This is a genomic window from Streptococcus sp. Marseille-Q6379 (genome assembly GCF_965119505.1).
This window is the reverse complement of record NZ_CBCPLV010000001.1, coordinates 67,501-93,559: the sequence shown is the minus strand read 5'-3', so window position 1 is coordinate 93,559 and position 26,059 is coordinate 67,501. Positions and strand designations below refer to the sequence as shown.

The 26,059-nt window shown below is 41.1% G+C and carries 21 protein-coding genes and 1 tRNA gene (1 of these 22 cut by a window edge); 6 read left to right on the top strand and 16 right to left on the bottom strand.

What is annotated here, in order from left to right:
• Positions 1-22 precede the first annotated feature (22 nt).
• The 7 genes from ACWPVZ_RS00535 to pnp all read right to left on the bottom strand — a co-directional run bounded on the left by ACWPVZ_RS00535 (position 23) and on the right by pnp (position 8,563).
• Positions 23-1,696 carry a hypothetical protein gene (locus tag ACWPVZ_RS00535; protein ID WP_060971527.1) on the bottom strand — a complete coding sequence of 558 codons (1,674 nt, stop codon included), beginning with the start codon at positions 1,694-1,696 and terminating at the stop codon, positions 23-25.
• 396 nt (positions 1,697-2,092) lie between these two features.
• Positions 2,093-2,566, bottom strand: a complete 474-nt coding sequence (gene tnpA / locus ACWPVZ_RS00530) for an IS200/IS605 family transposase (RefSeq protein WP_002891962.1) — start codon at positions 2,564-2,566, stop codon at positions 2,093-2,095.
• Positions 2,567-2,737: 171 nt separating this feature from the next.
• Positions 2,738-3,139, bottom strand: coding sequence for a Mini-ribonuclease 3 (locus ACWPVZ_RS00525; RefSeq protein WP_002886359.1), 402 nt, complete (start codon positions 3,137-3,139; stop codon positions 2,738-2,740).
• On the bottom strand, positions 3,132-4,475 hold the full coding sequence (gene cysS, locus ACWPVZ_RS00520; protein WP_414341371.1) for a cysteine--tRNA ligase: 1,344 nt from the start codon (positions 4,473-4,475) through the stop codon (positions 3,132-3,134). The genes ACWPVZ_RS00525 and cysS overlap by 8 nt, the downstream gene beginning before the upstream one ends.
• Before the next feature lie 376 nt (positions 4,476-4,851).
• Positions 4,852-5,472, bottom strand: a complete 621-nt coding sequence (gene cysE, locus ACWPVZ_RS00515) for a serine O-acetyltransferase (RefSeq protein WP_014633706.1) — start codon at positions 5,470-5,472, stop codon at positions 4,852-4,854.
• Positions 5,473-5,558: 86 nt separating this feature from the next.
• A complete protein-coding gene (locus tag ACWPVZ_RS00510; RefSeq protein WP_410531716.1) occupies positions 5,559-6,329 on the bottom strand; it encodes an SseB family protein in 771 nt (256 codons plus the stop codon).
• Positions 6,326-8,563, bottom strand: coding sequence for a polyribonucleotide nucleotidyltransferase (gene pnp / locus ACWPVZ_RS00505; RefSeq protein WP_414341370.1), 2,238 nt, complete (start codon positions 8,561-8,563; stop codon positions 6,326-6,328). Before pnp ends, ACWPVZ_RS00510 begins: the two co-directional genes overlap by 4 nt.
• 209 nt (positions 8,564-8,772) lie before the next feature.
• Between pnp and pbp3 (ACWPVZ_RS00500) the strand changes: the two genes are divergently transcribed.
• Together pbp3 (ACWPVZ_RS00500) and pbp3 (ACWPVZ_RS00495) are read left to right on the top strand one after the other, a co-directional pair.
• A complete protein-coding gene (gene pbp3, locus ACWPVZ_RS00500) occupies positions 8,773-10,020 on the top strand; it encodes a D-alanyl-D-alanine carboxypeptidase PBP3 (RefSeq protein WP_347106048.1) in 1,248 nt (415 codons plus the stop codon).
• A gap of 144 nt (positions 10,021-10,164) precedes the next feature.
• A complete protein-coding gene (gene pbp3, locus ACWPVZ_RS00495; protein ID WP_414341369.1) occupies positions 10,165-11,421 on the top strand; it encodes a D-alanyl-D-alanine carboxypeptidase PBP3 in 1,257 nt (418 codons plus the stop codon).
• Between the two features lie 129 nt (positions 11,422-11,550).
• On the opposite strand, the gene ACWPVZ_RS00490 is transcribed toward pbp3 (ACWPVZ_RS00495), so the two are convergent.
• Together ACWPVZ_RS00490 and ACWPVZ_RS00485 are read right to left on the bottom strand one after the other, a co-directional pair.
• The gene (locus tag ACWPVZ_RS00490) at positions 11,551-14,001 is read right to left on the bottom strand and encodes an ATP-dependent Clp protease ATP-binding subunit (RefSeq protein WP_414341368.1); all 2,451 of its coding nucleotides are present in this window, start codon (positions 13,999-14,001) and stop codon (positions 11,551-11,553) included.
• On the bottom strand, positions 14,002-14,457 hold the full coding sequence (locus tag ACWPVZ_RS00485; protein ID WP_002889615.1) for a CtsR family transcriptional regulator: 456 nt from the start codon (positions 14,455-14,457) through the stop codon (positions 14,002-14,004).
• Between the two features lie 298 nt (positions 14,458-14,755).
• On the opposite strand from ACWPVZ_RS00485, the gene ACWPVZ_RS00480 reads away from it, so the two are divergent.
• On the top strand, positions 14,756-15,226 hold the full coding sequence (locus tag ACWPVZ_RS00480; protein ID WP_414341367.1) for a COG2426 family protein: 471 nt from the start codon (positions 14,756-14,758) through the stop codon (positions 15,224-15,226).
• A 105-nt stretch (positions 15,227-15,331) separates the two neighbouring features.
• Here ACWPVZ_RS00480 and tsf read toward each other — a convergent pair whose 3' ends face one another.
• Both tsf and rpsB read right to left on the bottom strand, forming a co-directional pair.
• On the bottom strand, positions 15,332-16,372 hold the full coding sequence (gene tsf, locus ACWPVZ_RS00475; RefSeq protein WP_002886343.1) for a translation elongation factor Ts: 1,041 nt from the start codon (positions 16,370-16,372) through the stop codon (positions 15,332-15,334).
• A 110-nt stretch (positions 16,373-16,482) separates the two neighbouring features.
• Entirely contained in the window at positions 16,483-17,250 is a 768-nt protein-coding gene (rpsB, locus tag ACWPVZ_RS00470) for a 30S ribosomal protein S2 (RefSeq protein WP_002886342.1), read from the bottom strand.
• Between the two features lie 271 nt (positions 17,251-17,521).
• Between rpsB and ahpC the strand changes: the two genes are divergently transcribed.
• The 3 genes from ahpC to ACWPVZ_RS00455 all read left to right on the top strand — a co-directional run bounded on the left by ahpC (position 17,522) and on the right by ACWPVZ_RS00455 (position 19,877).
• Positions 17,522-18,082, top strand: a complete 561-nt coding sequence (ahpC, locus tag ACWPVZ_RS00465; protein WP_037599758.1) for an alkyl hydroperoxide reductase subunit C — start codon at positions 17,522-17,524, stop codon at positions 18,080-18,082.
• Between the two features lie 16 nt (positions 18,083-18,098).
• Positions 18,099-19,631, top strand: a complete 1,533-nt coding sequence (gene ahpF, locus ACWPVZ_RS00460; RefSeq protein ID WP_195436097.1) for an alkyl hydroperoxide reductase subunit F — start codon at positions 18,099-18,101, stop codon at positions 19,629-19,631.
• A 175-nt stretch (positions 19,632-19,806) separates the two neighbouring features.
• A tRNA-Cys gene (locus ACWPVZ_RS00455) sits at positions 19,807-19,877 on the top strand.
• 87 nt (positions 19,878-19,964) lie between these two features.
• Here ACWPVZ_RS00455 and ACWPVZ_RS00450 read toward each other — a convergent pair.
• From ACWPVZ_RS00450 to ACWPVZ_RS00430, 5 genes are all read right to left on the bottom strand, one after another.
• Positions 19,965-20,510 (bottom strand): NAD(P)H-dependent oxidoreductase, encoded by a 546-nt coding sequence (locus tag ACWPVZ_RS00450; protein WP_414341365.1) that lies wholly within the window; start codon positions 20,508-20,510, stop codon positions 19,965-19,967.
• Positions 20,511-20,597: 87 nt separating this feature from the next.
• On the bottom strand, positions 20,598-21,026 hold the full coding sequence (locus ACWPVZ_RS00445; RefSeq protein ID WP_060971519.1) for a MarR family winged helix-turn-helix transcriptional regulator: 429 nt from the start codon (positions 21,024-21,026) through the stop codon (positions 20,598-20,600).
• A gap of 132 nt (positions 21,027-21,158) precedes the next feature.
• Positions 21,159-21,389: a GlsB/YeaQ/YmgE family stress response membrane protein gene (locus ACWPVZ_RS00440; protein ID WP_002889604.1), complete on the bottom strand. Its 231-nt coding sequence runs from the start codon at positions 21,387-21,389 to the stop codon at positions 21,159-21,161.
• A gap of 19 nt (positions 21,390-21,408) precedes the next feature.
• Positions 21,409-22,650, bottom strand: coding sequence for an aminopeptidase (locus ACWPVZ_RS00435; protein ID WP_414341363.1), 1,242 nt, complete (start codon positions 22,648-22,650; stop codon positions 21,409-21,411).
• Between the two features lie 163 nt (positions 22,651-22,813).
• A protein-coding gene (locus ACWPVZ_RS00430) for a PolC-type DNA polymerase III (protein ID WP_414341361.1) crosses the window boundary here: on the bottom strand, positions 22,814-26,059 show its 3' portion. 1,149 nt of this gene lie beyond the right edge of the window; the window shows 3,246 of its 4,395 coding nt (coding positions 1,150-4,395); its start codon lies beyond the right edge, outside the window — the gene reads right to left on this strand; its stop codon occupies positions 22,814-22,816.

The window sequence follows — 26,059 nt, the reverse complement described above, 5'->3', positions numbered from 1 at the left end:
CCTCTTACGAGGGCAAAGCATGTTAAATAAATGTAATTGCTGCTAGGTAAAGCACTAGGAGAACTAGAACAACAGTTGCAGCAGCCAAAGCTTGCTTACCAATTGTATCTGGATCTGAGATTGATTCTGCAATCTTTCTCGCAGCTTGAGTAATGGTTTTACCTGCCGCTTGGAAGATATCAATTGAACCTGTGCTTGTTGAATTATTTCCAGAAATCGCTGAAGACCAACCACTCAAAACCTCAGCAATTTGTTCTGCTAATTGCTGTGTTAACGCTCTAGTTGTCTCAGCCAACTCATTAACAGCCGTAGCTTGTATATGATTGGCGGTCTCAGTATAGTTATTTGCACTGGTATTATAAGTAACCGGTACAGTCGTTGTTGTCGTTGATGAATACTGATTCCTACGGTAACTATCAGGTGTCACTGGACGTTCGCCTTCATTGAAGACGCTAAAAGTCTGTGTCAGGTAATGAATATTGTTATTCGTATCAATCAACTCAAAGGTCATTTTATGAATACCAGTCGTTTGTTCTGCCAAATGGTAGGCACTCAAACCAGCATTGACCTCATCCAGAGTTCCTTCAACAAAGTAACTATGATGAATTTGTTTGCCATCAAGGACTAGATTAAGGCCCTTAATCTTCTTACCTTCCATCTTGTTAACATCAAAATTGACGTTAAAGATTTCACCACGTGCTAAATAAAGAATGTCTGTATTCCCTGTAACAGCAGGTTGATCTTCAAGAAGCGCTCCAGTACTATCTCGTTTTGGAACAACGGTGTATACTTCAGAAGTGATTGGAGTCGCTAAGATTTCTGAGATGAGTCCATCCGTAAAGGTTACCTCTGACGAATAGGTCAAACTCTCACTTTGCAACATAGAAACCACTTCAGAAGTTTCAAAGACCTCAGAAGTTGATGATGAATCTTTCCAACCAATCGTGAGGACAGTTAAGCTATCTTCTGAATTATTATTTAACTGACTCGTTTCTGGAGCCGTAGATGCAAGAGAGCTAGCAGTACTTGCAGACTCAGAAGCGACTTCAGAAGTTGCAATAGCTTGGCTAGTATGAGTTGCACTTACAAATGTCTTATGAGAATCCAATGAAGAATACTCTGATTTTTCAATAACATCATGTGTATTTCCAGCAAGTTCTGATGTATATAGTGTACTTTCACTCTTATACATTGAAGTCACAGCTTGTGACTCTGCAGTCGCTGTAGCCTCACGAGACTTATCATAAGTAAGCACAATATTTGGTTTAGCTTGTTCAGAATCAGATGTTGGATTTGCATCTCCTCGTTCAGACGCCGCTACTGATCGATCCTCACCAAAAGCTTGGGCACGAGCCTCTTCTGAATGAGGTGTCGTCGTAGAAACGCTAGTCTCCACGATATCAACTTGAGAATGTACCTCAAGAAGCCCCTCATCTGTCTCACTTGAAGAGACAACCATCAGTGACGTTGAGGTCACTACTGAACTTACTTGACTCGCTGGCTCTGCCTTAGCTCCTACTGAAGAAAGATCAGCCTGAGGAGCAACTGGAGCCGGTGCCTCACTATTAACATAATCTATTTTAGCTTCATCAGGTTTTACCTGAACCTCATCTGCTTTACCTGTTTGAAGCGTAAAGCTAGATAAAATCAAAGCAGCAAAAGTTGTATAGAAAACTTTTTTCTTAGCTATTTCCATTCACCTCCTCATTTTTTATGGCCTCGTTTACTAATATTATAGACTTTTTTTTTACTTTCTGTCAAATTAGTTTTATTAAAAAACGCTATAATATCGGGGTTTTACACGTGTCAGACATCCCTTAACTTTCTCATTTTCAAGGTGCTAAATATTAGTTTCATCTTATTTTTTATTGTCAAATCGCTGAATTACTTTGATTCTCAAATAATCTAAATTTTGAAGTTTCAACTAATTGTCACAATTTTTATAGCCTTTAAGTCAAAACCACCCGTGAGAACGGGTGGCTTGCTCTTCGGCTGAAAGCCTCTGCTACCGGCCGAGGCCTAAAGGCCTACCGAATGGTTTCCCTTCAGCACCACCTTTGCTAGCTGACCCGTCTAGCGGGTCTCTTTAAGATTACTTTCTTTTATTCTTCTCACCTGTAAACGGATCATACTCCTCAAATAGACTTAGCTGATCTGCTATCACGTCTTCTTGTAATTGATTACGAATATATTCTTCAATTCGCTTCTGATTTCGTCCAACCGTATCAACATAAAACCCTCGACACCAAAATTTGCGATTCCCATATTTATACTTTAAATTAGCGTGTCGATCAAATATCATTAAGCTACTTTTGCCCTTTAAATATCCCATAAATGAGGAAATACTTAGTTTCGGTGGTATACTCACCAACATGTGAATATGGTCTGGGCAAGCTTCTGCTTCATGAATTTCAACACCTTTTCTTTCGCATAATAATCGTAAGATTTGACCAATACTTGCTTTGTATTTCCCATAAATTATCTGACGTCGATATTTGGGTGCGAACACAATATGATACTTACAATTCCATGTAGTATGTGCTAAACTATTATTATCCTGTCTCATCAGGGGTCCTCCTTTTGTATATTAGTTAGCGGTCGGGAAACCTTATCTAATATAACACTTTAGGGGGACTTTTTTGATACATCGCTAAAAGCTTTTCGGAACCACTAGCACAGCTAGTGGTTTTCGTGAGACAAGAAAAAATAACAAAAAATCCTGCTCTCGGCAGAATTTTTAGATTTCTTTTTCAACTTCGTCAATACACCAAGCAATTAGTTCCTCTAAGCGAGCAATATCCTCAGTCATATGAAGATAGCCCATGACTGCTTCGAAGCCTGTTGACATTTTGTAGGTAATGACATCTGTATTTTTAGCCTTGGTATGGCTATTCGCATTACGACCTCGTTTATAGATATCTAGCTCTTTTTCAGTCAAAAGCTCTTGCTCTAGCATTTTTTCAATGAGACTAGCCTGGGCCTTTGCCGACACATAGCGTGTAGCTAGACGGTGCAATTGATTTGGCTTGGTCTGACCTTGAAAAATCAGGTGACGGCGAATGTACAAGGAATAAACAGCATCTCCCTCAAAAGCGAGAGCAATACCATTAATAAGGTTGACATCAAGATGTTTAGTCACGTGTCCACCTCACACCATCCTTGGTATCAAGAAGTTTGATACCTTGAGCAGCTAACTCATCGCGAATGCGGTCTGCTGTCGCAAAGTCTTTGTTGTCACGCGCTGCTTGACGCTCTTCAATGAGTTTTTCGATATATTCATCAAGGACTTCTTCTTCGAAAACAATACCGAAGACTTGGAGCATTTTTTCAAAAGCATCCTTAACGGTTTGGTCATAATTGCCTGAATTAATCCATTTGGCCATGTCAAACAGAACAGTCACACCATTCGCTGTATTAAAGTCATCATCCATAGCTTCTTGGAAGGCTTCAAGATAAGTTTGCAACTCATCTTGATTCACCTGATCTGTCAATGGAAGACTGTGGGTGTTTTTCAAATACTTAAGATTGACTTCAGCATCATGAATAGCTTTTTCAGTAAAGTTAATTGGCTTACGGTACTGTTGTGTTGCTAGGAAGAAGCGAAGCACTTGACCATCGACTGTCTTAAGCATATCATGAACCGTTACAAAGTTACCTAAGGATTTTGACATTTTCTCATTGTCCACATTGACAAAACCGTTGTGCATCCAGTAGTTGGCGAAGGTCTTGCCAGTTTTGGCTTCTGATTGAGCAATTTCATTGGTATGGTGTGGAAACTCAAGGTCTGCCCCTCCACCATGGATGTCGATGGTATCTCCAAGGATTTCAGTCGCCATAACTGAACATTCGATATGCCAACCAGGACGACCAGGTCCCCACGGGCTGTCCCAAGAAACTTCTCCCTCTTTGGCAGCTTTCCAAAGGGCAAAATCCAGAGGATTCTCCTTACGTTCTGTTTCAGCATCCGTACGTCCGCTTGCACCAATTTCAAGATCTTCCAAAGTCTTGTTAGCCAATTTAGCATAGTTGTTTGACTTAGCTACTCGGAAGTAAACATCACCTTCAGAGACATAGGCGAATCCTTTGTCAACCAAGGTTGACACAAATGCAATGATTTCATCCATATAGTTAATAACACGAGGATTTTGTGTCGCTGGTTTAATGCCAAGCTGTGCAGTATCTTCCATAAAAGCCGCGATAAACTTGTCCGACAATTCTTTAGTTGAAATGCCAGCTTCATTGGCTGCCTTGATGATCTTATCATCTACATCCGTAAAGTTGGAAATATAGTTGACTGTGTAGCCACAATACTCAAAATAACGACGAATAGTATCAAAAGCTACTGCTGAACGGGCATTTCCGATATGAATATAATTGTAAACTGTTGGTCCGCAGACATACATATTGACAACATTTTCTGTCAAAGGTACAAAATCACGGAGCGAACGCGTCATCGTATCATAAATTTTAATCACTAGAGATTCCTTTCAATTAACTGGAAACTATTTTTTATCCTTGATATGGTTTAGGTATAAACACAAGAGTATCACAAGAATGATAATCCATATAGCCGCAACCAGCTGACCCTGAGCCAAGAGAGACATAGCTGAAAGGAAACTCCCAACTATATAGAAGACCAAAAAAGGATTGTTTTTGAATAAATTTTTCATAACTCAAGTATTACTTGTGACGTTGCTTAAAAACAAGACCACCCCATAAAAGAGCAATGCAAAACCACAAGGCTGCCATGCTATAGTCTGCTCTATGTAAAGCAATGTAAACAAGGGCAAGAGGGCCCACGACCGTCAATCGAGTCACCTTTGAACTAAAAAGTTTCATCGTTTCCTTTCCTTATAGCCGTGATGAGTGGAAGCTAGCTGCTTTTAGAAGGTCTTCTAGTTTTTCGCTATAGTATTCACGACCTTCTTCAATATCGTGGATAACTTCTTCGTCCTTTTGACCATGAACACGCACAACCTTAGCAGGAACACCAACGACTGTAACATCTTCTGGGACATCCGCAACAACCACAGCTGCCGCACCGACCTTAGAATTCTTTCCAATCTCAATAGGGCCTATGACCTGAGCATGGGCTGAAACCAAGGCACCCTCACGAACGGTTGGGTGACGTTTTCCGACATCTTTACCAGTACCACCTAAAGTGACACCGTGGTAAAGCATAGCACCCTTCTCCACAACAGCTGTCTCACCAATGACAAGGCCTGAGCCATGGTCAATGAAAACACCTTCAGCAATCTGAGCCCCTGGGTGAATCTCGATTTGAGTCCAGAAGCGCCAAAACTGACTATGCATACGCGCTAAGAGTCGACAATGGTGGCGCCAGAGAAAATGTGAGATACGATGAGCAGCCAAGGCTTTTAATCCAGGGTAGGTTAAAAGAACCTCCAGACTCGTCCGAGCTGCTGGGTCATTTTTCTTTACTATATCAATACTTTCTTTCCACCAACCCATTTAGGTCACTCCTTACATCATTATTGCTATTATTGTTTGTTGTGGCCCTATTATTTCTTTAAAGTGGAAAGCTGTAAACACTAGGTCTACTCGCTATCCCCCTCAAAATAAGACCAATCGACTAACTCAGGTTGCTCATCAAACGGATTGATGACAATACCTTGAACCTTATCCAGCTCATTTTCACCTGTTGAAGGCTGGTAAATTTCTGACAGTGGCCATTGTAAAATCGTCCCTTTAGCCTTACGGAAAGGTAGGCCAAAAGTTTCGTTACCGTACCATTTTGCAAAGCTCGTTAAGTTCGTAAACACTGGCACATAACTCTGTCCCTCTGCATTCGACATGGTCGCAAAGAGACGGTCATCCTGACCATCTTCCTCGCGCTTGTGAACAAAGGCTGGGACAAGATAAATCTTATCTTTGGAATCTGCCTTTTGATTTTCCTCACCCAAAAGATTATTTAAGGTCTGAGTGAAATAGTTGATAAACTGGATAAGTTCACTGCTTGCAAAAAGAGTGGTATTTGAGAAATCACCATCCTCTTTTAAATTGAAAGCAAGACCAAAAAGCTCTGCCTGAACCAGTTGTGTTAGGATATCTAAGCTTGAACGTTCTATCCAAGTCTGTTCTCGAGCACTCTCTTGAGTAGCTTTGAAAGATTGTAAGTCCTGTTCACTAGTGAAGACAGGAACAACCTTCTTGCCTTCCACTTCAACTGCGTAGAGGTCTTGGGCAGCCAAGACGGGAGTACGTTGTAGGTGATTAACCAAAGCCAGACTGGTCAAAAAGTGGTCTGGTTCCTTTAAAAATTCTTTTAGAGTTTCATCAAAAGCTTGCAATTCTTGATTTTCTGTCATTCTTCTATCTGTTCTTTCGTTTCTGATTTATCAGGATTTTTCGGTGCTTCACCATTTTCATTATGGTGGCGTGGTTTGTGATGAGAACGACGGCGGTGACGATGCTCTCCTTTATTTTCCCCGTCCTCAATCTTTTCAGGCTTAGGGAGCAAGGTCTTGATTGAGGCATCGATACGTCCTTTTTCATCGATTTTGATAATTTTAACAGTTACCATGTCCCCAACCTTAACCACATCTTCGACACGCTCAGTGCGTTCCCAAGCTAGTTCTGAGATGTGGACAAGAGCATCTGTCTTATTAAAGAGGTGAACAAAGGCACCGAACTTTTCAATACGCACAACTGGTACAGTGTAAACCTCTCCAACCTTAGCTTCACGTACAAGATTAAAGATGATAGCTTTAGCACGGTTAATGGCATCCTGATCACTAGAGAAAATCTGAACAAGACCTTCTTCATCGATATCGATAGTGACACCAGTCTCAGCGATAATCTTGTCAATCGTTTCGCCACCTTTACCGATGACAACCTTAATCTTGTCAACAGGAATCTGAATACTGTCAATCTTAGGCGCTGTTGGTGCCAATTCTGGACGTGGCTCAGCGATTGCTGACTCAATAACGTCAAGAATCTCAAAACGAGCTACCTTGGCTTGAGCCAAAGCCTCTTCGAGAATGGCAGGTGTAATACCTGAAATCTTAATATCCATCTGAAGAGCTGTAATTCCTTGACGTGTACCAGCTACTTTAAAGTCCATATCTCCAAAATGGTCTTCTAAACCTTGAATATCAGTCAGGACAGTGTAGTTAGTACCATCTGAGATAAGCCCCATAGCTATCCCTGCAACAGGCGCCTTAATCGGTACACCACCAGCCATAAGAGCCAAGGTTCCTGCACAAATAGAGGCTTGTGAGGAAGAACCATTTGACTCCAAGACTTCTGCTACCAAACGGATAGCATAAGGGAACTCTTCAACACTTGGAAGAACCTGAGCAAGGGCACGTTCACCTAGGGCTCCGTGACCTATTTCACGTCGACCTGGTGCACCGTAACGCCCTGTTTCACCCACTGAATACTGAGGGAAATTATAGTGGTGAAGGAAGCGTTTCTTATACTCTGGATCCAAACCATCAACAAGTTGTGTATCACTCATAGGTGCTAAAGTCAAAACTGACAAGGCTTGAGTTTGTCCACGTGTAAAGAGACCTGAACCATGAACCTTAGGAAGAAAGTCAATCTCTGCGTCCAAAGGACGGATTTCATCCACACGACGACCATCTGGACGAACCTTATCCTCGGTAATGAGACGGCGTACTTCAGCATGTTCCATCTGCTCAAGGATTTCTGCTACATCACGCAGAATGGTTTCCTTATCTTCATCTTCTGCAAAGCGTTCTTGATAAGAAGTAAGGACCTCTTCTTTAACAGCGTGGGTTGCTGCTTCACGCGCCAGTTTTTCTTCCACCTGAACAGCCTTAGCTAACTGATCATAATAAGCCGTTTCGATTTCGACTTTCAAATCAGCATCAACTTGTAGAAGTTCAACCTCAGCCTTTTCCTTACCGACAGCTGCAACGATATAATTTTGGAAATCAACCAACTCTTGAATAGCCTCATGTCCCTTCAAGAGTGCTTGCAACATAATATCCTCAGACAATTCCTGAGCACCCGACTCTACCATATTGATAGCTTCCTTGGTACCTGCCACTGTCAAGTCTAAAAGTGAAATTTCCTTATCCGCTGCACTTGGGTTGATGATGAAATCTTCTGCGGCATAGGCCACTTGAACCCCAGCAATCGGACCATTGAAAGGAATGTCAGAAATAGAAAGAGCTAAAGAGCTGCCAAACATAGCTGCCATCGGAGCACTAGCATTCTCATCATAAGAGAGGACGGTGTTAATGACTTGAACTTCATTTCGGAAGCCTTCCGCAAACATAGGACGAATAGGACGGTCAATGAGGCGAGCAGTCAACGTGGCATCTGTTGAGGGACGACCCTCACGCTTGTTAAAGCCCCCCGGGAACTTACCAGCTGCATACATTTTTTCCTCATAATTAACCTGTAAAGGAAAGAAATCTGCAGTTGCCATCTTTTTAGACATAACAGCTGTTGATAATACCGTTGTATCTCCATAACGCACGACGACAGCACCATTAGCCTGCTTGGCTATCTGCCCAACTTCAACGACAAGCGGGCGTCCTGCAAAGGTCATCTCAAAAGTTTGTTTAGCCATGTTTGATCCCTCTTTTTATCCATGACCAGCCCTTATAAAAACGAACCGGTCAACTTTATGTCATTCATTTGATATAACTTTCATTTTACCATAATATAGTCAAAAATGGCAGAGCTCCGGCATAAGTTAGCAGCTAAGATTCCCTTTCTCTCAGATATTTAAGTCGTTTTGTGATATAATAAACACTTATGAGAGACGAAGGAATGACTATGAAAAAATTACAACACATCATTATGATTGCCTTAATCTTACTAGGCCTAGTAACACCTGCTCTAGCACAAGAACAGACAGATGATTTCAATGTTTCCGCTAAACATGCGATTGCTATCGAAGCAACTACAGGAAAAGTCCTCTATGAAAAGGACGCCACTACCCCTGATGGTGTGGCTTCAATGACTAAAATCCTAACAGCCTACATGGTCTATAAAGCAGTTGATCAAGGAAAAATTACCTGGGACACTGAAGTAGATATTTCAGATTATCCTTTCAACTTAACCGTTGATTCAGAAGTTTCAAATGTCCCACTGGATTCCCGAAAATACACTGTTAAACAACTCCTAGATGCCACCCTCATTTCCAGCGCTAACAGTGCTGCTGTTGCTCTGGCTGAAAAAATCTCAGGATCAGAGAGTGCCTTCGTTGACAGTATGACAGCCCAACTAAAAGAATGGGGCATTACAGATGCTAAATTATTTAACGCTTCTGGTCTAAATAATAAATATCTTGGGGATAACCGCTATCCTGGCTCAAAACCAGATGACGAGAATACGATGAGCGCCCTAGATGTTGCCATTATTGCGGACCACCTCATCAAAGACTATCCTCAGGTACTTGAAATCACCAAGCAAACCGAAACTGACTTCGAAGGTGACAACAAATTAACGACACACAACTACATGTTGGAGGGGCAAGACAACTACCGTGAAGGCGTTGATGGACTCAAGACTGGAACAACCGAACTTGCAGGGGCATCCTTTGTAGCCCACTCCAATGAAAATGGCATGAGTTTGATTACAGTTGTTATGAATGCGGACAATGGCGGAGAGGATGAAGCTGCTCGATTCACAGCCACAAATGAGTTGCTAGATTATGTGACTCAAAACTGGGAAATCAAAACCCTCAACACCAAAGGACAAATCGTCAAGAAAAATGATATTAAGGTAGCCGATGGAGACCGTCAAACCATCTCTGCTAAGCTCGAGTCAGACCTTACAGTCATTCAAAAAATAAACAGCAAAAATGATGCTGTTAAAATCAAAGCAAAAACCATAACGGCACCTATCAAAAAAGGTGACACTATTGGAACAGCAACCTTTGATGATAAGAATCTCGTAGGAACAGGTTACATCTCTGATCCGCCTCAAATTTCGGTGACAGCCAACCAATCTATCAAGAAAAGTTTCTTCTTAAAAGTTTGGTGGAACCATATCGTTAATTTCTTTACAGGAAATAAGTAAACACAAAACTACCTTTTAGCTATCAAAAGGTAGTTTTATCTTGCATTCAAAATTAGTCCTGTTAGTAAATGCCCCTTCTCTACACCTTAAGTTCCTCTCAAAATGTGGTATAATAAATATCCAAAACACATGAAGGAACAAACCATGAAAAAACTGATTACGCTTATGATGACCTTCTTACTCTGTCTGGGAAGCGTAGCCCCTGCTTTTGCAGCAGATAAGAAAAAAGGATATGATGCCGCAGCCAAACATGCCATCGCTGTCGAAGCTACTACTGGCAAAATTTTATACGAAAAAGATGCAACCACTTCTACAGGGATTGGCTCTATTACCAAGCTCCTAACAGCCTACATGGTTTATAAAGCGGTAGATCAGGGAGACCTCAAATGGAACAGCAAAGTTGATATTTCTGACTACCCCTTTGAACTAACTGTCAGTGCCGGAGTATCCAATATCCCACTAGACGCCCGCAAATACACTGTCAAACAACTTCTTGACGCAACTCTTATTTCCAGTGCCAATAGTGCATCGATTGCTCTAGCCGAGGAAATCGGAGGAACCGAAAGTAAGTTTGTCGACATGATGAAAGCCCAACTTAAAGATTGGGGTATCACTGATGCCAAGATTGTCAATGCCTCTGGTCTCAATAATTCTTACTTAGGTGACAATATCTATCCAGGCTCTAAATCAGACGAAGAAAATACCATGAGTGCTAAAGATGTTGCTATCATTGCACAACACGTGGTGAAAGAGTATCCTGAAATCCTCGATATCACTAAAAAAACTGAGGCTGATTTTGATGGTGTTAACAAACTTAAAACCTTCAACTATATGCTTAAGGGACAACCTAGTTACCGTAAAGGGGTGGATGGCCTAAAAACGGGAACCACTGATTTAGCTGGTGCTTCCTTCGTGGCCCACTCAAATGAAAGTGGCATGAGCATTATCACAGTCATTATGAATGCTGATAATACCGATACTGATGACTACGCCCGTTTCACTGCAACAAATGACCTACTTAACTACGTTGTCTATCATTGGGAAAGCAAGACCATTGCCAAAAAAGGACAAGCCATCGGTAAAAGTCAAGCCCATGTCCTTGATGGTAAATCTAAGCAAGTCACTGCCGTTGCTAAGTCTGACTTTAATATCATCCAAAAAATAGATGCTAACAATAGTAAACATATTAAAGTCACTACCAATCAAGTCCAAGCCCCTGTCACCTCAAGTGACAAGGTTGGAACTGCTACCTTTGAAGATAAGTCACTTGTAGGAGAAGGTTACTTACCTGACCAAGGTATGCCTAGCATGGAACTGGTTGCTGGTAAAGAAGTTAAGAAAAGCTTCTTCCTCAAGGTCTGGTGGAATCACTTTGTCAACTTTGTCAACGAAAAACTCTAAGCATTACAGTCGAGCTTTGCTCGGCTTTTTCTTTTACCCTACCTTTACAGAAAGATTGACTCTATCTTGACTCCTATTGACACAACAAAAAGACAAACTACACCTGTAATCTGTCTTTTTGTTTGATTTTTACACTACTGTAAAGGTTAATTTATCTTTCGAGCAGCCGATTTTAAGAGTTTGTCCACTAACTACTTGGCCACCTAGTAAGAGCTCAGATAACTTGTCCTCCACTTGAGTTTGAATCGTACGACGTAATGGACGAGCACCCATCTCAACATCATAGCCATCTTTAGCCAAATGCTTGAGGGCAGCTGGTTGGAACTTCAAGTCAATCCCTTTTTCAGCCAAAGCTGATACCAACGGTTTTACCATAATCTTGACAATCTCACGAAGCTGCTCTTCCTCTAAACTATGGAAGACAACCTTTTCATCAATACGGTTGATAAACTCTGGTCGGTAGGCCTTCTTAAGCTCTTCCATGATGCGTGACTGCATAGCTTGGTGATTATGAGAAATGTCTTGGACTCCAAAACCAACGGTCTTATCATCACGAAGAGCAGTCGCTCCCAAGTTCGAAGTCATAATGATAATGGTATTTGAGAAGTCAACTTTACGACCTCGACTATCCGTCAAGACACCGTCATCCAAAACCTGTAAGAGAATATTGAAAATATCTGGGTGAGCCTTTTCCACCTCGTCAAAGAGAAGAACTGAGTAAGGCTTATTACGAACTTTTTCTGTTAACTCACCGCCCTCATCATATCCAACATAACCTGGAGGAGCACCGTTAAGTCGGCTAGCCGCAAATTTTTCCATGTATTCTGACATATCAAAGCGAAGCAAAGCTGACTCATCATCAAAGAGAACTTCCGCCAATGCCTTGGCCAATTCTGTCTTACCAACACCAGTAGGCCCAAGGAACATGAAGGAACCAATCGGACGTTTTCCAGTACGAATACCTGACTGGTTACGACGAATAGCACGACTAATCGCTGAAACTGCTTCGTATTGACCAATAACACGTTTGTGAAGCTCTGCTTCCAGATTCAAATAACGCTTTCTATCTGCCTGAGCCATCTTCTCAACAGGGATACCTGATAGACGACTAAGGGTTTGCATAATCTGATCCGCATCTACCAAGGCAGGTTTTGGTAATTTTGCTTTTTGGTTAGCCTTATATTGTTTAACAGCAGCCTTCATATCACCAGATAGAAGTGCTTCATCCAAAGGCGTTATCTCACGTTTGGCTTCTTTTTTAATACGACCTTGAACAGTTGCACTCGCTTCATCTAAAAGGTCAATGGCAGAGTCAGGCAAGTTTTTACTCGTCAAATAACGGTGGGCCGCCTTGACCGCTGTCTCAACTGCCTCATCAGTAATCGTTACACGATGATAGTCTTCATAAGACGAACGTAGACCTTTTAGAATATCAATCGCCTCATGTACACTTGGCTCCTCAATTGTAATCTTAGCAAAACGGCGAGAAAGAGCTGCATCTTTTTCAATATGCTTCTGGTACTCAGCTTGAGTAGTTGCTCCAACCATATGAAGGGTTCCACGTGCTAGAGCAGGTTTCAAAATATTTGCCGCATCTAAGGTACTATCAATACCTGAACCAGAACCAATAATCGTATGCAATTCGTCAATAAAGAGAATGATTTTTCCATCAGCTTCAATCTCATCAATGATTTGATTCATACGTTCTTCGAAATCACCACGGAAACGTGTTCCTGCAACCACACTCATCATATCAAGCTCTAAGATACGCATATCAGCCAGCTCAAAAGGTACTTCGCCTGAAGCAATACGCTGTGCCAAGCCAAGCGCCAGTGCCGTCTTACCAACACCTGCTTCACCAACAAGAACTGGGTTATTCTTCGTTTTACGACTCAAAACCTGAATCATGCGTGAAATTTCTTTCTCACGTCCAATAACAGGATCAAGAGCACCTGACTCGGCTACAGCCGTTAAGTCCTTGGTATAATCTGACAGTTCCCCAGTAGAAGATTGGGGAGGCTGCATCATATTAGCAAAATTTCCTGATGCCTTTGATTTTTTAGGCTTACGAAGGTCATGAATGGCCTTCAAGTCTTGCTTACTAAGACCTGCGTAACGCTCCAAAGAACGTCGTAAATCGATAATGCGAGGCTTATCGCTGTCATCCTTATATTGAAAACCAGCAACTTCAAGGAGACGACAAACCATCAAATCCTTATGAAGAAGAAAGGCCATCAATACATGTTCAGACCCTACCTCTACAGCACCAGTCACACCAGCAATTCCCTCTGCCTCTTGCAACATAGCCTCTAAAGCATGTGACTGTGCACGTAAATCGATAATATCTGATTCAGACAAGTCTTTTGGACTTTTCTCCATCGCTAGTACAGCGGCTGTCTCAATCTCTTCCGAACGAATACGGTCCTCAAAATCAGTAAATGTTAGGTAGGCTACAGATCCTGGAACCTCAACCATAGCCAGAAGCACATGCCAAGTCTCCAGAAAAGGACTTCCAAAACGCTCTGCCTCAAGCTGCGCACGATGGAAAATGGCCTGCATTTTTCTTGAATATGTCGTCATCTAATTTCCTTTTCTATCCAATCTAAGTAATAGCGAGCGTAGAATACGCGAACGAATAGCAGCCGCATCTGCGCCTAAAATATCATCACTAGCAGTTGCTAAAATCAAATTTCCCTCACGTTCTGTGATGATTTTTTCATCAAACAGCAACTGGATCAAGTCTGTAAATACCTGCTCGCTGAGCTGATCCGCTAAGTTTTGAAGCAAATCATTAATCATGTGGTGCTTGTCAGAGAATCTGACTTTGACGATACGAATATAACCGCCACCTCCACGCTTACTCTCAACAATATAACCACGACTTTCTGTAAAGCGGGTCTTAATAACATAATTAATCTGACTCGGTACAACTTGAAAAGTATCTGCTAAGTTCGAGCGTTGAATCTCAGCAATTCCAGACTGGCCCAGCAATTCTTTAATATATTCTTCTATACTATCTGATGTATTTCTTGCCATCTTAATTCCTCCAGTCTAATTTGACTATAACTGACTATTATTATACCAAAAATGTCAGCACATGGGAAACTATACCTTCAAAAAGCTTTTTTAAGTTGTCATTAGAGACCATATAAGATACAATAAATAAGACTAAAATATTAGGTAACTTTAAGTGTTTGATCCACTTTGACAGGCTGAGCCTCACCTAATCCAACAAGTACTTTTTAGTACTTTCGCAGTAGTATTAGTCTTATCACTCTTGATAAAGCTCTTGTGACTTTTAGTCTTTATTTTATTTCTCTATGAAAGGTTACTCATGAAATACATCATTGCACTCTTAATCTCTATGATTCCCTTGGTTGAGCTCCGCGGAGCCGTTCCTGTTGCTATCGCCTCAGGTATTCCTTGGTGGCAAGCCCTAATTCTTTGTGTTATTGGGAACATGATTCCAGTTCCAATTATCTTCTTCTTCGCCCGTCGTGTTCTCGAATGGGGGGCAGACAAACCTCTAATTGGTGGCTTCTTTACCTGGTGTCTTAAAAAAGGTCACAGTGGTGGCCAAAAACTTGAAAAAGCTGCCGGAGATAAGGGGGTCTTCTGGGCCCTCCTCCTTTTTGTGGGAATTCCACTTCCAGGAACAGGAGCCTGGACTGGCACCCTAGCAGCATCTATCCTAGATTGGGACTTTAAACGTAGTGTTATTGCCGTTATGCTGGGGGTTATCTTTGCAGGTATCATCATGGGAACACTCTCTCTTCTACTTGGTGTAAATACCTTCGCTCATTAATTACTTTGTTAACGTCTGGGGCATGCTCAGATGTTTTTTTATAACAACAAAAAAGAAGTTACGATTCATTTACGTAACTTCTTTCTTTTTATCTAGCAACTAGAATTAGTTGTTAAGGGCTGCTGCCATTGTAGCTGCAACTTCTGATTCAAAGTCGTTAGATGCTTTTTCGATACCTTCACCAACTTCAAAGCGAACGAATTCTACTACTGAAGCGTTTACTGATTCAAGGTAAGCTTCAACTGTTTTGCTGTCGTCCATGATGTAAACTTGAGCAAGAAGAGTGTAAGCTTGGTCAACTTTAGTGTTGTCAAGCAAGAAGCGGTCCATTTTACCTGGGATGATTTTATCCCAGATTTTTTCTGGTTTACCTTCAGCAGCCAACTCAGCTTTGATATCTTCTTCAGCTTGAGCAAGAACAGCATCAGTCAATTGAGCTTTAGAACCATATTTAAGGTGTGGAAGAGCTGGTTTGTTAACCATTGCACGGCTTTCGTTATCTTGATCGATAGCGTGGTTAAGTTGTGCCAATTCATCTTTAACAAATTGTTCATCCAATTCAGTGTATGAAAGAACAGTTGGTTTCATCGCTGCGATGTGCATTGAGATTTGTTTTGCAAGAGCATCATCTCCACCTTCGATAACTGAAACAACACCGATACGTCCACCGTTATGTTGGTAAGCTCCGAAGTGTTGTGCATCAGTTTTCTCAACAACTGCAAAACGACGGAATGAAATCTTTTCACCGATAGTAGCTGTAGCAGTTACGTATGCAGCTTCAAGAGTTTCACCTGAAGGCATAGTCAATGCAAGTGCTTCTTCGTTGTTAGCTGGTTTACCTTCAGCAATTACTTTAGCTGTTTCGTTTACCAACTCAACGAATTGAGCGTTTTTCGCAACGAAGTCAGTTTCAGCGTTAACTTCAACAACTGCTGCAACGTTACCGTTAACGTAAACACCAGTCAAACCTTCAGCTGCAACACGGTCAGCTTTCTTAGCTGCTTTAGCCATACCTTTTTCGCGAAGCAATTCAATCGCTTTTTCGATATCACCTTCAACTTCAACCAATGCTTTTTTAGCGTCCATGACACCAGCACCAGATTTTTCACGCAATTCTTTAACAAGTTTAGCTGTAATTTCTGCCATTTTGTTTTTCTCCAAATTTATTTTATCAAACTAAGGGGCAGGGCTGAGCCCCGCCCCTTAGGTGTTTGTCGTATCTTAAGTGGGCATATAGCCCTAACCAATCTTAAAGATTAGTTGTTGTCACCTTCGACAACTTCAACGATTTCTTCGATTGAATCAGCTGCAGCTGCTTCTTGGAAATCTGCAGAAGCATCTTCACCTTGGTTACCTTCGATGATAGCATCAGCCATTTTTGAAGTGATCAATTTAACGGCACGGATAGCGTCATCGTTAGCTGGGATGATTACATCGATCTCATCTGGATCAGCGTTTGTATCAACCATCGCTACAACTGGGATACCAAGTTTTTTAGCTTCTTTAACAGCGATTTGTTCTTTGTGTGGGTCAACGATGTAGATTACATCTGGAATGCGAGGCATATCTTCGATACCACCCAAGAATTTTTCAAGACGTGCACGTTGTTTGTTAAGAAGTGCAACTTCTTTCTTAGGAAGAACTTCGAAAGTCCCATCAGCTTCCATTTGTTTGATTTCTTTCAAACGAGCGATACGTTTTTGGATAGTATCCCAGTTTGTAAGAGTACCACCCAACCAACGGTGGTTGATGTAGTATTGACCAGCACGAGTTGCTTCTTCAGCTACTGCTTCAGCTGCTTGTTTTTTAGTACCAACGAACAAGATTACTGCATCGTTAGCTGCTGCTTCACGAACGAATTCGTAAGCTGTATCAGCCATTTTTACAGTTTGTTGCAAGTCGATAACGTGGATTCCGTTACGTTCTGTGAAGATGTACTTAGCCATCTTAGGATTCCAGCGACGAGTTTGGTGACCGAAGTGAACACCAGCCTCAAGAAGTTGTTTCATTGAAATTACTGCCATGAGTATTTCTCCTTAAAAATTGTTTTTTCCTCTTCTAAGCTTTAGACTTGCAGTCCCACCCTGCGGCAACAAGACCACAATCGGCTTAGAATGAGTATTTGTCACTTTACGCAACTATAATAGTTTATCAAAAAAAGTGACATTTGACAAGCTCTAAAACCAGTCTGACCATTAGAAAAATCCCCTCTCATTAAAATTGCAATCGTTTTCTTTGAGGTTGATGAGTATTTTGTTTATAATTAGGCTATTAAAAATAGAGGAGGACATTATTTTGTCATTAGTCGGAAAAGAAATTATTGAATTTTCAGCACAGGCTTATCACAACGGGGAATTCATTACTGTTACAGATGAAGATGTTAAAGGTAAATGGGCGGTCTTCTGCTTCTATCCTGCAGATTTTTCATTTGTCTGCCCAACTGAACTCGGTGACCTTCAAGAACAATATGAAGCTCTTAAATCTCTTGGTGTAGAGGTTTACTCTGTCTCTACCGATACTCACTTTGTTCACAAAGCTTGGCATGATGACTCAGATGTTGTTGGAACTATTACTTATCCTATGATTGGGGATCCTTCACACCACATCTCACAAGGTTTTGATGTTCTTGGACAAGATGGTCTCGCACAACGTGGTACATTCATTATTGATCCAGATGGTGTTATCCAAATGATGGAAATTAACGCTGATGGTATTGGACGCGATGCAAGTACTCTTGTTGATAAAGTCCGTGCTGCTCAATATATTCGTCAACATCCAGGTGAAGTTTGTCCAGCCAAATGGAAAGAAGGAGCTGAAACACTTACTCCTAGCTTAGATCTTGTAGGTAAAATTTAACAACCAGGGGGTATCCATGGTCTTAGATAAAGAAATCAAGACACAATTAGCGCAGTATTTAAATTTACTAGAATCTGATATTGTATTACAAACAGATTTAGGGGATGATGATAATTCTCGTAAAGTAAAAGAATTTCTAGACGAGATTGTTGCTATGTCTGACCGCATTAGTCTTGAATCAACACATTTAAAACGTCAACCTAGTTTTGGTATTGCACAAAAAGGGCAAAAAAGTCGTGTTATTTTCTCAGGCTTACCAATGGGACACGAATTCACATCTTTCATTTTAGCTCTCTTGCAAGTTTCTGGTCGTCCACCTAAAGTTGATGATGACACTATCGAACGTATCAAGAAGATTGATAAACCCATTGATTTAGAAACTTATGTTTCATTAACTTGTCACAATTGTCCAGACGTTGTTCAAGCCTTTAATATAATGGCTGTTTTAAACCCTAATATCACCCACACCATGATTGAAGGTGGTATGTATCAAGATGAGGTCAAAGCCAAAGGTATCATGTCTGTTCCTACGGTTTACAAAGACCAAGAAGAATTTACGTCTGGTCGTGCAACCATTGAACAGCTTGTAGAAAAGTTGGACGGACCACTTGAAGCTGAGGCTTTCGCTGGTAAAGGTGTCTATGATGTTTTGGTTATTGGTGGTGGTCCTGCTGGAAACAGTGCTGCAATTTACGCTGCTCGTAAAGGGCTTCAAACTGGGCTTTTAGCAGAAACTTTTGGTGGGCAAGTTATCGAGACAGTCGGCATTGAGAACATGATTGGTACGCTATATACAGAAGGTCCTAAGTTAATGGCCCAAGTTGAAGAGCATACAAAATCTTACAATGTTGATATCATCAAAAGTCAATTAGCTACTGGCATTGAGAAGAAAGAACTTATTGAAGTCACACTAGCTAATGGTGCCGTTCTACAGGCTAAAACTGCTATCCTAGCACTAGGAGCCAAATGGCGTAATATCAACGTTCCTGGTGAAGATGAATTCCGCAATAAAGGGGTTACTTACTGTCCACACTGCGATGGTCCTCTATTTGAAGGAAAAAATGTTGCTGTTATCGGTGGTGGTAACTCAGGTTTGGAAGCTGCTTTGGATTTAGCGGGTATTACTAAACACGTTACAGTCTTAGAGTTCTTGCCTGAATTGAAGGCAGATCAAGTCTTACAAGAACGAGCTGCTAAAACTGATAATCTAACCATTCTTAAGAACGTTGCAACCAAAGAAATTCTTGGTCAAGATCATGTGACTGGTTTGAGTTACGTTGAGCGTGATACAAACGAAGAAAAACATCTTGATCTTGAAGGTGTCTTTGTCCAAATTGGTCTTGTACCAAGTACTGCTTGGCTCAAAGACAGTGGTATTGAACTCAATGAACGCCAAGAAATTATCGTTGATAAATTTGGTTCAACAAATATCCCTGGTATTTTTGCCGCAGGTGACTGTACTGACAGCGCCTACAAACAAATCATTATTTCCATGGGATCTGGTGCTACAGCTGCTATCGGAGCCTTTGATTACTTGATTAGACAATAATCAAAACATACGTGTTAGTAATCTATCTACAACAATTATAATTAATATAAAGAGGTTGAATGTCTTTCAGCCTCTTTATATTTCTTGTAAATAGGCAGTTTGAACAATCAACCAGCCAATTTGATGAAAGAGACTTGACGAATCTTTGTTTTTTCGATAGAATGGTATCTGTTATGGCGGTATAGCCAAGTGGTAAGGCACGGCTCTGCAAAAGCTTGATCGTCGGTTCAAATCCGTCTACCGCCTTCATAATACGAGGACACCTTAGGGTGTCTTTTTTCATTATTGCATATAAAAATACCCGAAGCTAGAAACCTCGGGTATTCGTTATTCTTATTTAATCGCTTCAACCAAAGCCTCTGCTTGATTCTGAAGGCTTTCAAGAACTTCTTCAGTTGCTACTAATTTTCCATCCACCCAGGCTGTATCATTTACACGTGTCGCTGTAAAATCACCAACCACTTGGGTACGGATAAATGGTAACAATTCTTTGTAGACATCAAAAAGTTGATTGTGACCACCATTAGCAACTGATGACACGGTTACAATCTTATCTTGAAGAGCTGATGGTCCTGAAGGATCTGATAGGTCAAGGGCGCGGCTCAACCAGTCAAGCAAATTTTTCACTGGCCCAGGAATTGAAAAATTATAAACCGGTGAGAAAATCCAGATTGCATCTGCTGCCAAGACCTGCTCTCGAACTTCTGCCAAAACAGGAAGAACCGGACTTTCTAAATCCTGATTAAAAACAGGTACTTGACTATAGTCAAGATAAGAAACATTAGCTTTATCAGCTAGCATTTTCTCAGCTTCTTTTGCTAATTGGTGGTTAAATGATCCCTTACGAAGGGACCCAACGATAAATAGAATGTTTTTCATGATACATTTCCTTTGTATTTCTAACAATTAATAATTAATACTACATAGTAATATATGTGATTTCATTAGAAATATAAAGAAATATACTCAGACATTCTTAAATTTTTTCAGTAGCTCTACCAACTGTACCTGCTCTTCAGATGTCAGAACGGAAAAAGTCTCCTCAATAGCTCGCTGATGTGGGGGGATTGCTGCTTGAATAATACGACGTCCCTCATCCGTCAAATCAACCTCGAAAGCACGCTTATCTGTTTGGCAGGCTTCTCGCGTCAGCCAGCCTTTTTTCTCCATATTTTTAATGACGACAGTCATATTACCGGAGGTAGCAAGCATGCGATCAATTAATTCGCCAATCTTCATACGTCCTTTGGCATTTAGTACGTCCATGACCCCAAATTGAGTTGGTGTCAAATTAAATTCTTTAAAGGTCTCAGAAACCTTGGCATCGATGGTACGAAAAGCCTTACGCATAACTACCATACTTTTTACAGCCATATTTTTATCTAAGTCGCTCATTTCTAGTCCTTTCCAAATAGATGCTGTTTTTATTACTCTACCACAGTTTTTCTAAAAGTGGTATATGAAAATGAAAAAATAAGAAAAAAGAGTCCTTAGATATCTAACCAATACCTCAGAACTCTTTCATTTCTAACTATTACGATTCCAAAAAAGGGCTAATAAGATAACAGCACCTAGTACCGAAGGGACTATAGCAGTATCTGCTAACATCGGTCCCCAATTTCCAAAAAGAAGCTGACCAACAAAAGCACCTAGCCATCCAACAAAGGTCTTGCCAATACAACCCATACGTTCACCCCTATTTGATATAGCAGAAGCAATAAGGCCAATTAGAAAACCAACTATCATACTTCCAATCATGATAAATTCTCCATCATACTTAGATTACCCAATCCCCATTTCGGAAGATTGGTACACGACTACCATCTTGGCGGATACCATCAATATCCATTTGATTTGAACCAATCATAAAATCTACGTGTACATCAGAACGATTAAGACCAGCTTCCTTAAGCTCCTCTTCTGTCATGTCTGCCCCTCCCTCAACACTGGTAGCATAGGCTGCTCCAATAGCTAGGTGGTTGGATGCATTCTCATCAAAAAGAGTGTTAAAGAAGGTGATGCCTGACTGTGAAATAGGACTTGGATCTGGTACCAGAGCACATTCACCTAGAGCACGCGCCCCATTATTGTTGAAGACGAGATTCTTCATCACCTCATCGCCCTGGTCCGCTGTGATATCTACAATTTCACCGTCTTTGAAGGTTACCTTGATTCCCTCAATAATATTGCCATTGTAACTTAGAGGCTTTGTACTTGAGACATAGCCATCTGCACGACGAAAATCTGGTGCCGTAAAGACTTCTTCTGTTGGCATATTAGGGAGGAAGCCTTCACCTTGCGCATTGATGGCACCTGCAGACTCCCAAACGTGATTTTTAGGCAATCCTAGAGTCAAATCTGTTCCAGGTGCTTGGTAATGCAAGGCTGAGAATTGTGCCTCATTGAGTAGGCGTGCTTTAGCATCCAAACGGTCAGCATGTTCCTTCCAAGCACGTACAGGATCCTCTTCATAAACACGACAGGTCTTGAAAATTTGGTCCCAAAGTAAATCTACAGCTTCCTCATCACTCGAAGCATCGGGAAAGACCTTCTTAGCCCATTCCTTACCAGCTGCAGCAGCTACAGTCCAACTAACCTTATTAGACTGAGTTGCCACCTGCATAGGTTTAAAGGCCACTCCAGTAGCTTTAGCATGGGCAGATAAACGTTCAGGAGCTACACCATTAAGGGCACCTGGATCTGATGAACGAACACCTAAGCGACTTGCCTTTTTGGTCAACAAATATTCCATCTCAGCTTTTTTATAGGCAGGAACCTCTTCGATGCGGTCCATATCAGCATGCAAGAAGCGCTCGCGATTAATAATATCATCTGACCATTGAACGATTACCTCAGCTGCTCCTAAAGTATAGGCTTCTTTTACTAAGAGGTGAGCTAGCTCTGCTTGTTCTACATCAATGCTCAAGGCCACTGTGTGACCAGGTTGCACATTAATCCCATTAGCAACCAGTAATTTAGCATATTTCTCAAGATTTTCTTTAAAATTTGGTAAAACCATGATTAACTCCTTGAAACTATATTTTTCTATCAGTATACCATAAGACGAAGAAAAAGGTTTCTTCTCAGCTTTAGCTTGTTAGCATCACATGCAGACCCCTAAACAAAAAGAGAACGGAGACTGACTCCATTCTCTCAAAGTTGATGACGATTCTCTTTAGCTATTAAAAGAAATCATCAAAAAGACTTAATTGATTATCTTCTGGCATATTTCCTAGGATTCCCATTTCATCCAATTTTTCAACCAAGGTTGATGATAAACCTCCTCGTTTACGCAATTCTGTTTTGGAAAGGAACTCCCCTTCTTCACGCGCAGCAACCACTTGCTTAGCAACGTTCTCACCCAAACCTTCAAGTGCAATAAACGGTGGAATCAAGGTATCTCCTTCAATCAGAAATTCAGTTGCCTGACTCTTATAAAGATCTAACTGGCCAAAGGTAAAGCCACGTTCTAACATTTCATTGACAATCTCAAGCGTCGTAAATAAGTCATTTTCAACATTAGTCGCTTCATTTCGTTGGCGCTTCTCCTTAATATCTTCCATTCGAGCTTTAACAGCATCAAGACCCGCAGACATCGTTTTAAGCTCGAATGCTTTAGCTCGAATTGAAAAGTAGGCACAATAGTAATAAATAGGATGGTGCACTTTGAAATAAGCTACACGCAGGGCCATCATAACGTAGGCTGCCGCATGGGCTTTAGGGAACATGTATTTGATTTTACCACAAGATTCAATATACCAGTCTGGAACATTATTTTCACGCATGGCTTGAATATAGCCATTTCGCTCTTCTTCAGAAATTTTCAACCACATTCCCTTACGCACACGTTCCATAATGGTGAAGGCCATCTTAGGATCTAATCCTGCATGCATTAGGTATACCATGATATCGTCACGACAACCGATAACGGTTTTCAGAGTGGCAATACCTTCCTTGATCAAATCTTGTGCATTACCCAACCAAACGTCTGTACCATGAGACAAACCAGATAACTGTAAGAGTTCCGCAAAGGTCGTCGGATGCGTCTCGTCTACCATACCACGAACAAAGTTAGTCCCAAACTCAGGGATTCCCAACATTCCCGTTGGTGTCCCAATCTGTTCAGGTGTAACCCCCAAAATTTCAGTCCCTGAAAAAAGTTTCATCACATCTGGATCATCTGCTCGAATATCTTTGGGATCAATTCCCGATAAATCCTGCAACTTACGAATCATAGTCGGATCATCATGTCCCAGAATATCAAGCTTCAATACGTTCTCATCGATATCGTGGAAATTAAAGTGAGTCGTCTGCCAGGCAGCCGTTACATCATCAGCCGGATATTGAACAGGTGTGAAATCATAGACATCCATATAATTTGGAATAACAACGATACCACCCGGGTGCTGACCTGTGTTTCGCTTAACCCCAGCGGCACCCATGGCCAGACGATCGACCTCGGCATCACGGTAAAACTTATTGTAGTCACGTTCGTAACCTTTGACAAAACCATAAGCCGTCCTATCTGCAACAGTACCTACTGTTCCAGCACGAAAAGCATATTGCTCTCCAAAAATATCACGAACATCCAAGTGGGCTGATGGTTGATCATCACCGGAAAAGTTCAAATCGATATCCGGAACCTTATCCCCATCAAAACCTAGGAAAGTCTCGAAAGGAATATCCTGACCATCTTTTTTATACTCCGTTCCACATTCCGAACACTCCTTATCAGGCAAATCGAAGCCAGATCCATAAGAACCATCTGTAATGAACTCTGAGTGTTGACATTTAGGACATAAATAGTGTGGCGGCATCGGATTAACCTCAGTAATTCCAATCATCGTCGCAACAAAACTAGAACCAACAGATCCACGCGAACCAACTAGGTACCCACGTTCATTTGAACGGTTAACCAGCATCTGCGAAGCCAGGTAAATTACGGCAAAACCATTACCAAGAATTGAGGACAACTCTTTCTCAATTCGCAGATCAATAATATCAGGCAAAGGATTACCATAGAGCTCAAACGCTCTAGCATATGTCATCTCCGCAACCTGTTCTTCCGCACGATCAATGAAAGGTGTGTACAAGTCTTTTTTGACAACCTCGACCTCTTCAATTTGGTCAGCCATAGCCTGCGTATTAGTTACAACAATTTCATAGGCTAAATCTTTTCCCAAAAAGGCAAAGTCATCTAGCATCTCATTCGTTGTTCTAAAATGCGCTTCAGGTAAAGGAGCAGGTTTCGCATTTTCTCCCTTACCGATTGGCCTATTAATCATTGCTCCTTGTCCCAAAGCACGAACAATGATTTCACGATAAATCGCATCCTCAGGATTGATATAATGTACATTTCCTGTAGCAAGCACAGGCTTGTCCAGACAATTAGCAACTTCAATCAGATCTCGAATCAGTTGTTCTGTAGCCACCTCATCCTTAATTAAGTCCTTCGCAATCAATGGTGCATAAATCGCTGGTGGCATAACTTCAATAAAGTCATAATATTTAGCAACTTCAACTGCCTTGTCAATACCATGAGACAGAAGCGTATCAAAAACCTCACCATCAGAACAAGCAGAACCTACAATGATTCCCTCACGATACTCATCTAAGACCGTACGAGGAATACGTGCTACCCCCTCAAAGTATGAGACATTTGATAAACTTACCAACTTAAAGATATTCTTCAAGCCAGTTTGATTCTGAACATACAGCGTTGCATGTTTAACACGAGACTTTTTATATGAATCTTCAGAAACCAAATCCGTGTTCAACTGTTCCAAATTAGTCAAACCGTGCTTATCAAACACATCTTTTATGAAGATAAACAACAAACGGCCCGTTGCTTCCGCATCATAATTGGCCATGTGGTGGTGATCTAAAGCCACACCAAACCGCTTCGTCAAAGGACCCAAACCATGACGCTTATACTCAGGATAAAGATTTCGTGCAAATTCTAAAGTATCAATAACTGGTTGTGAAATTGTTGGTAACTGATGTCTTTCATAATTGGCATTCATAAAACCAACGTCAAAGGTCGCATTATGGGCTACTAGCACAGTTCCTTGACAGAATTCTTGAAACTCCTGTAAAACTTGGACTAAAGGTTTAGCACCTTTTACATGATTATCAGTAATACCTGTCAACTCAGTAGTAAAAGCAGAAAGAGGATGCCCTGGGTCTATAAATTCATCAAATTGCTCAATAATATTACCTTTATGCATTTTTGATGCCGCAATCTGAATCAAATCATTATGAACAGCAGACAAGCCCGTTGTCTCAACGTCAAATACAACATAAGTTGCTTCTTTTAATTCCAAATTCTGGGAATTATAAACAATAGGAACTTTATCCTCAACAAGATTGGCTTCAAGACCAAAAATAGCTTTAATACCAGCTTTCTTAGCCCTATGGTAGCCATGAGG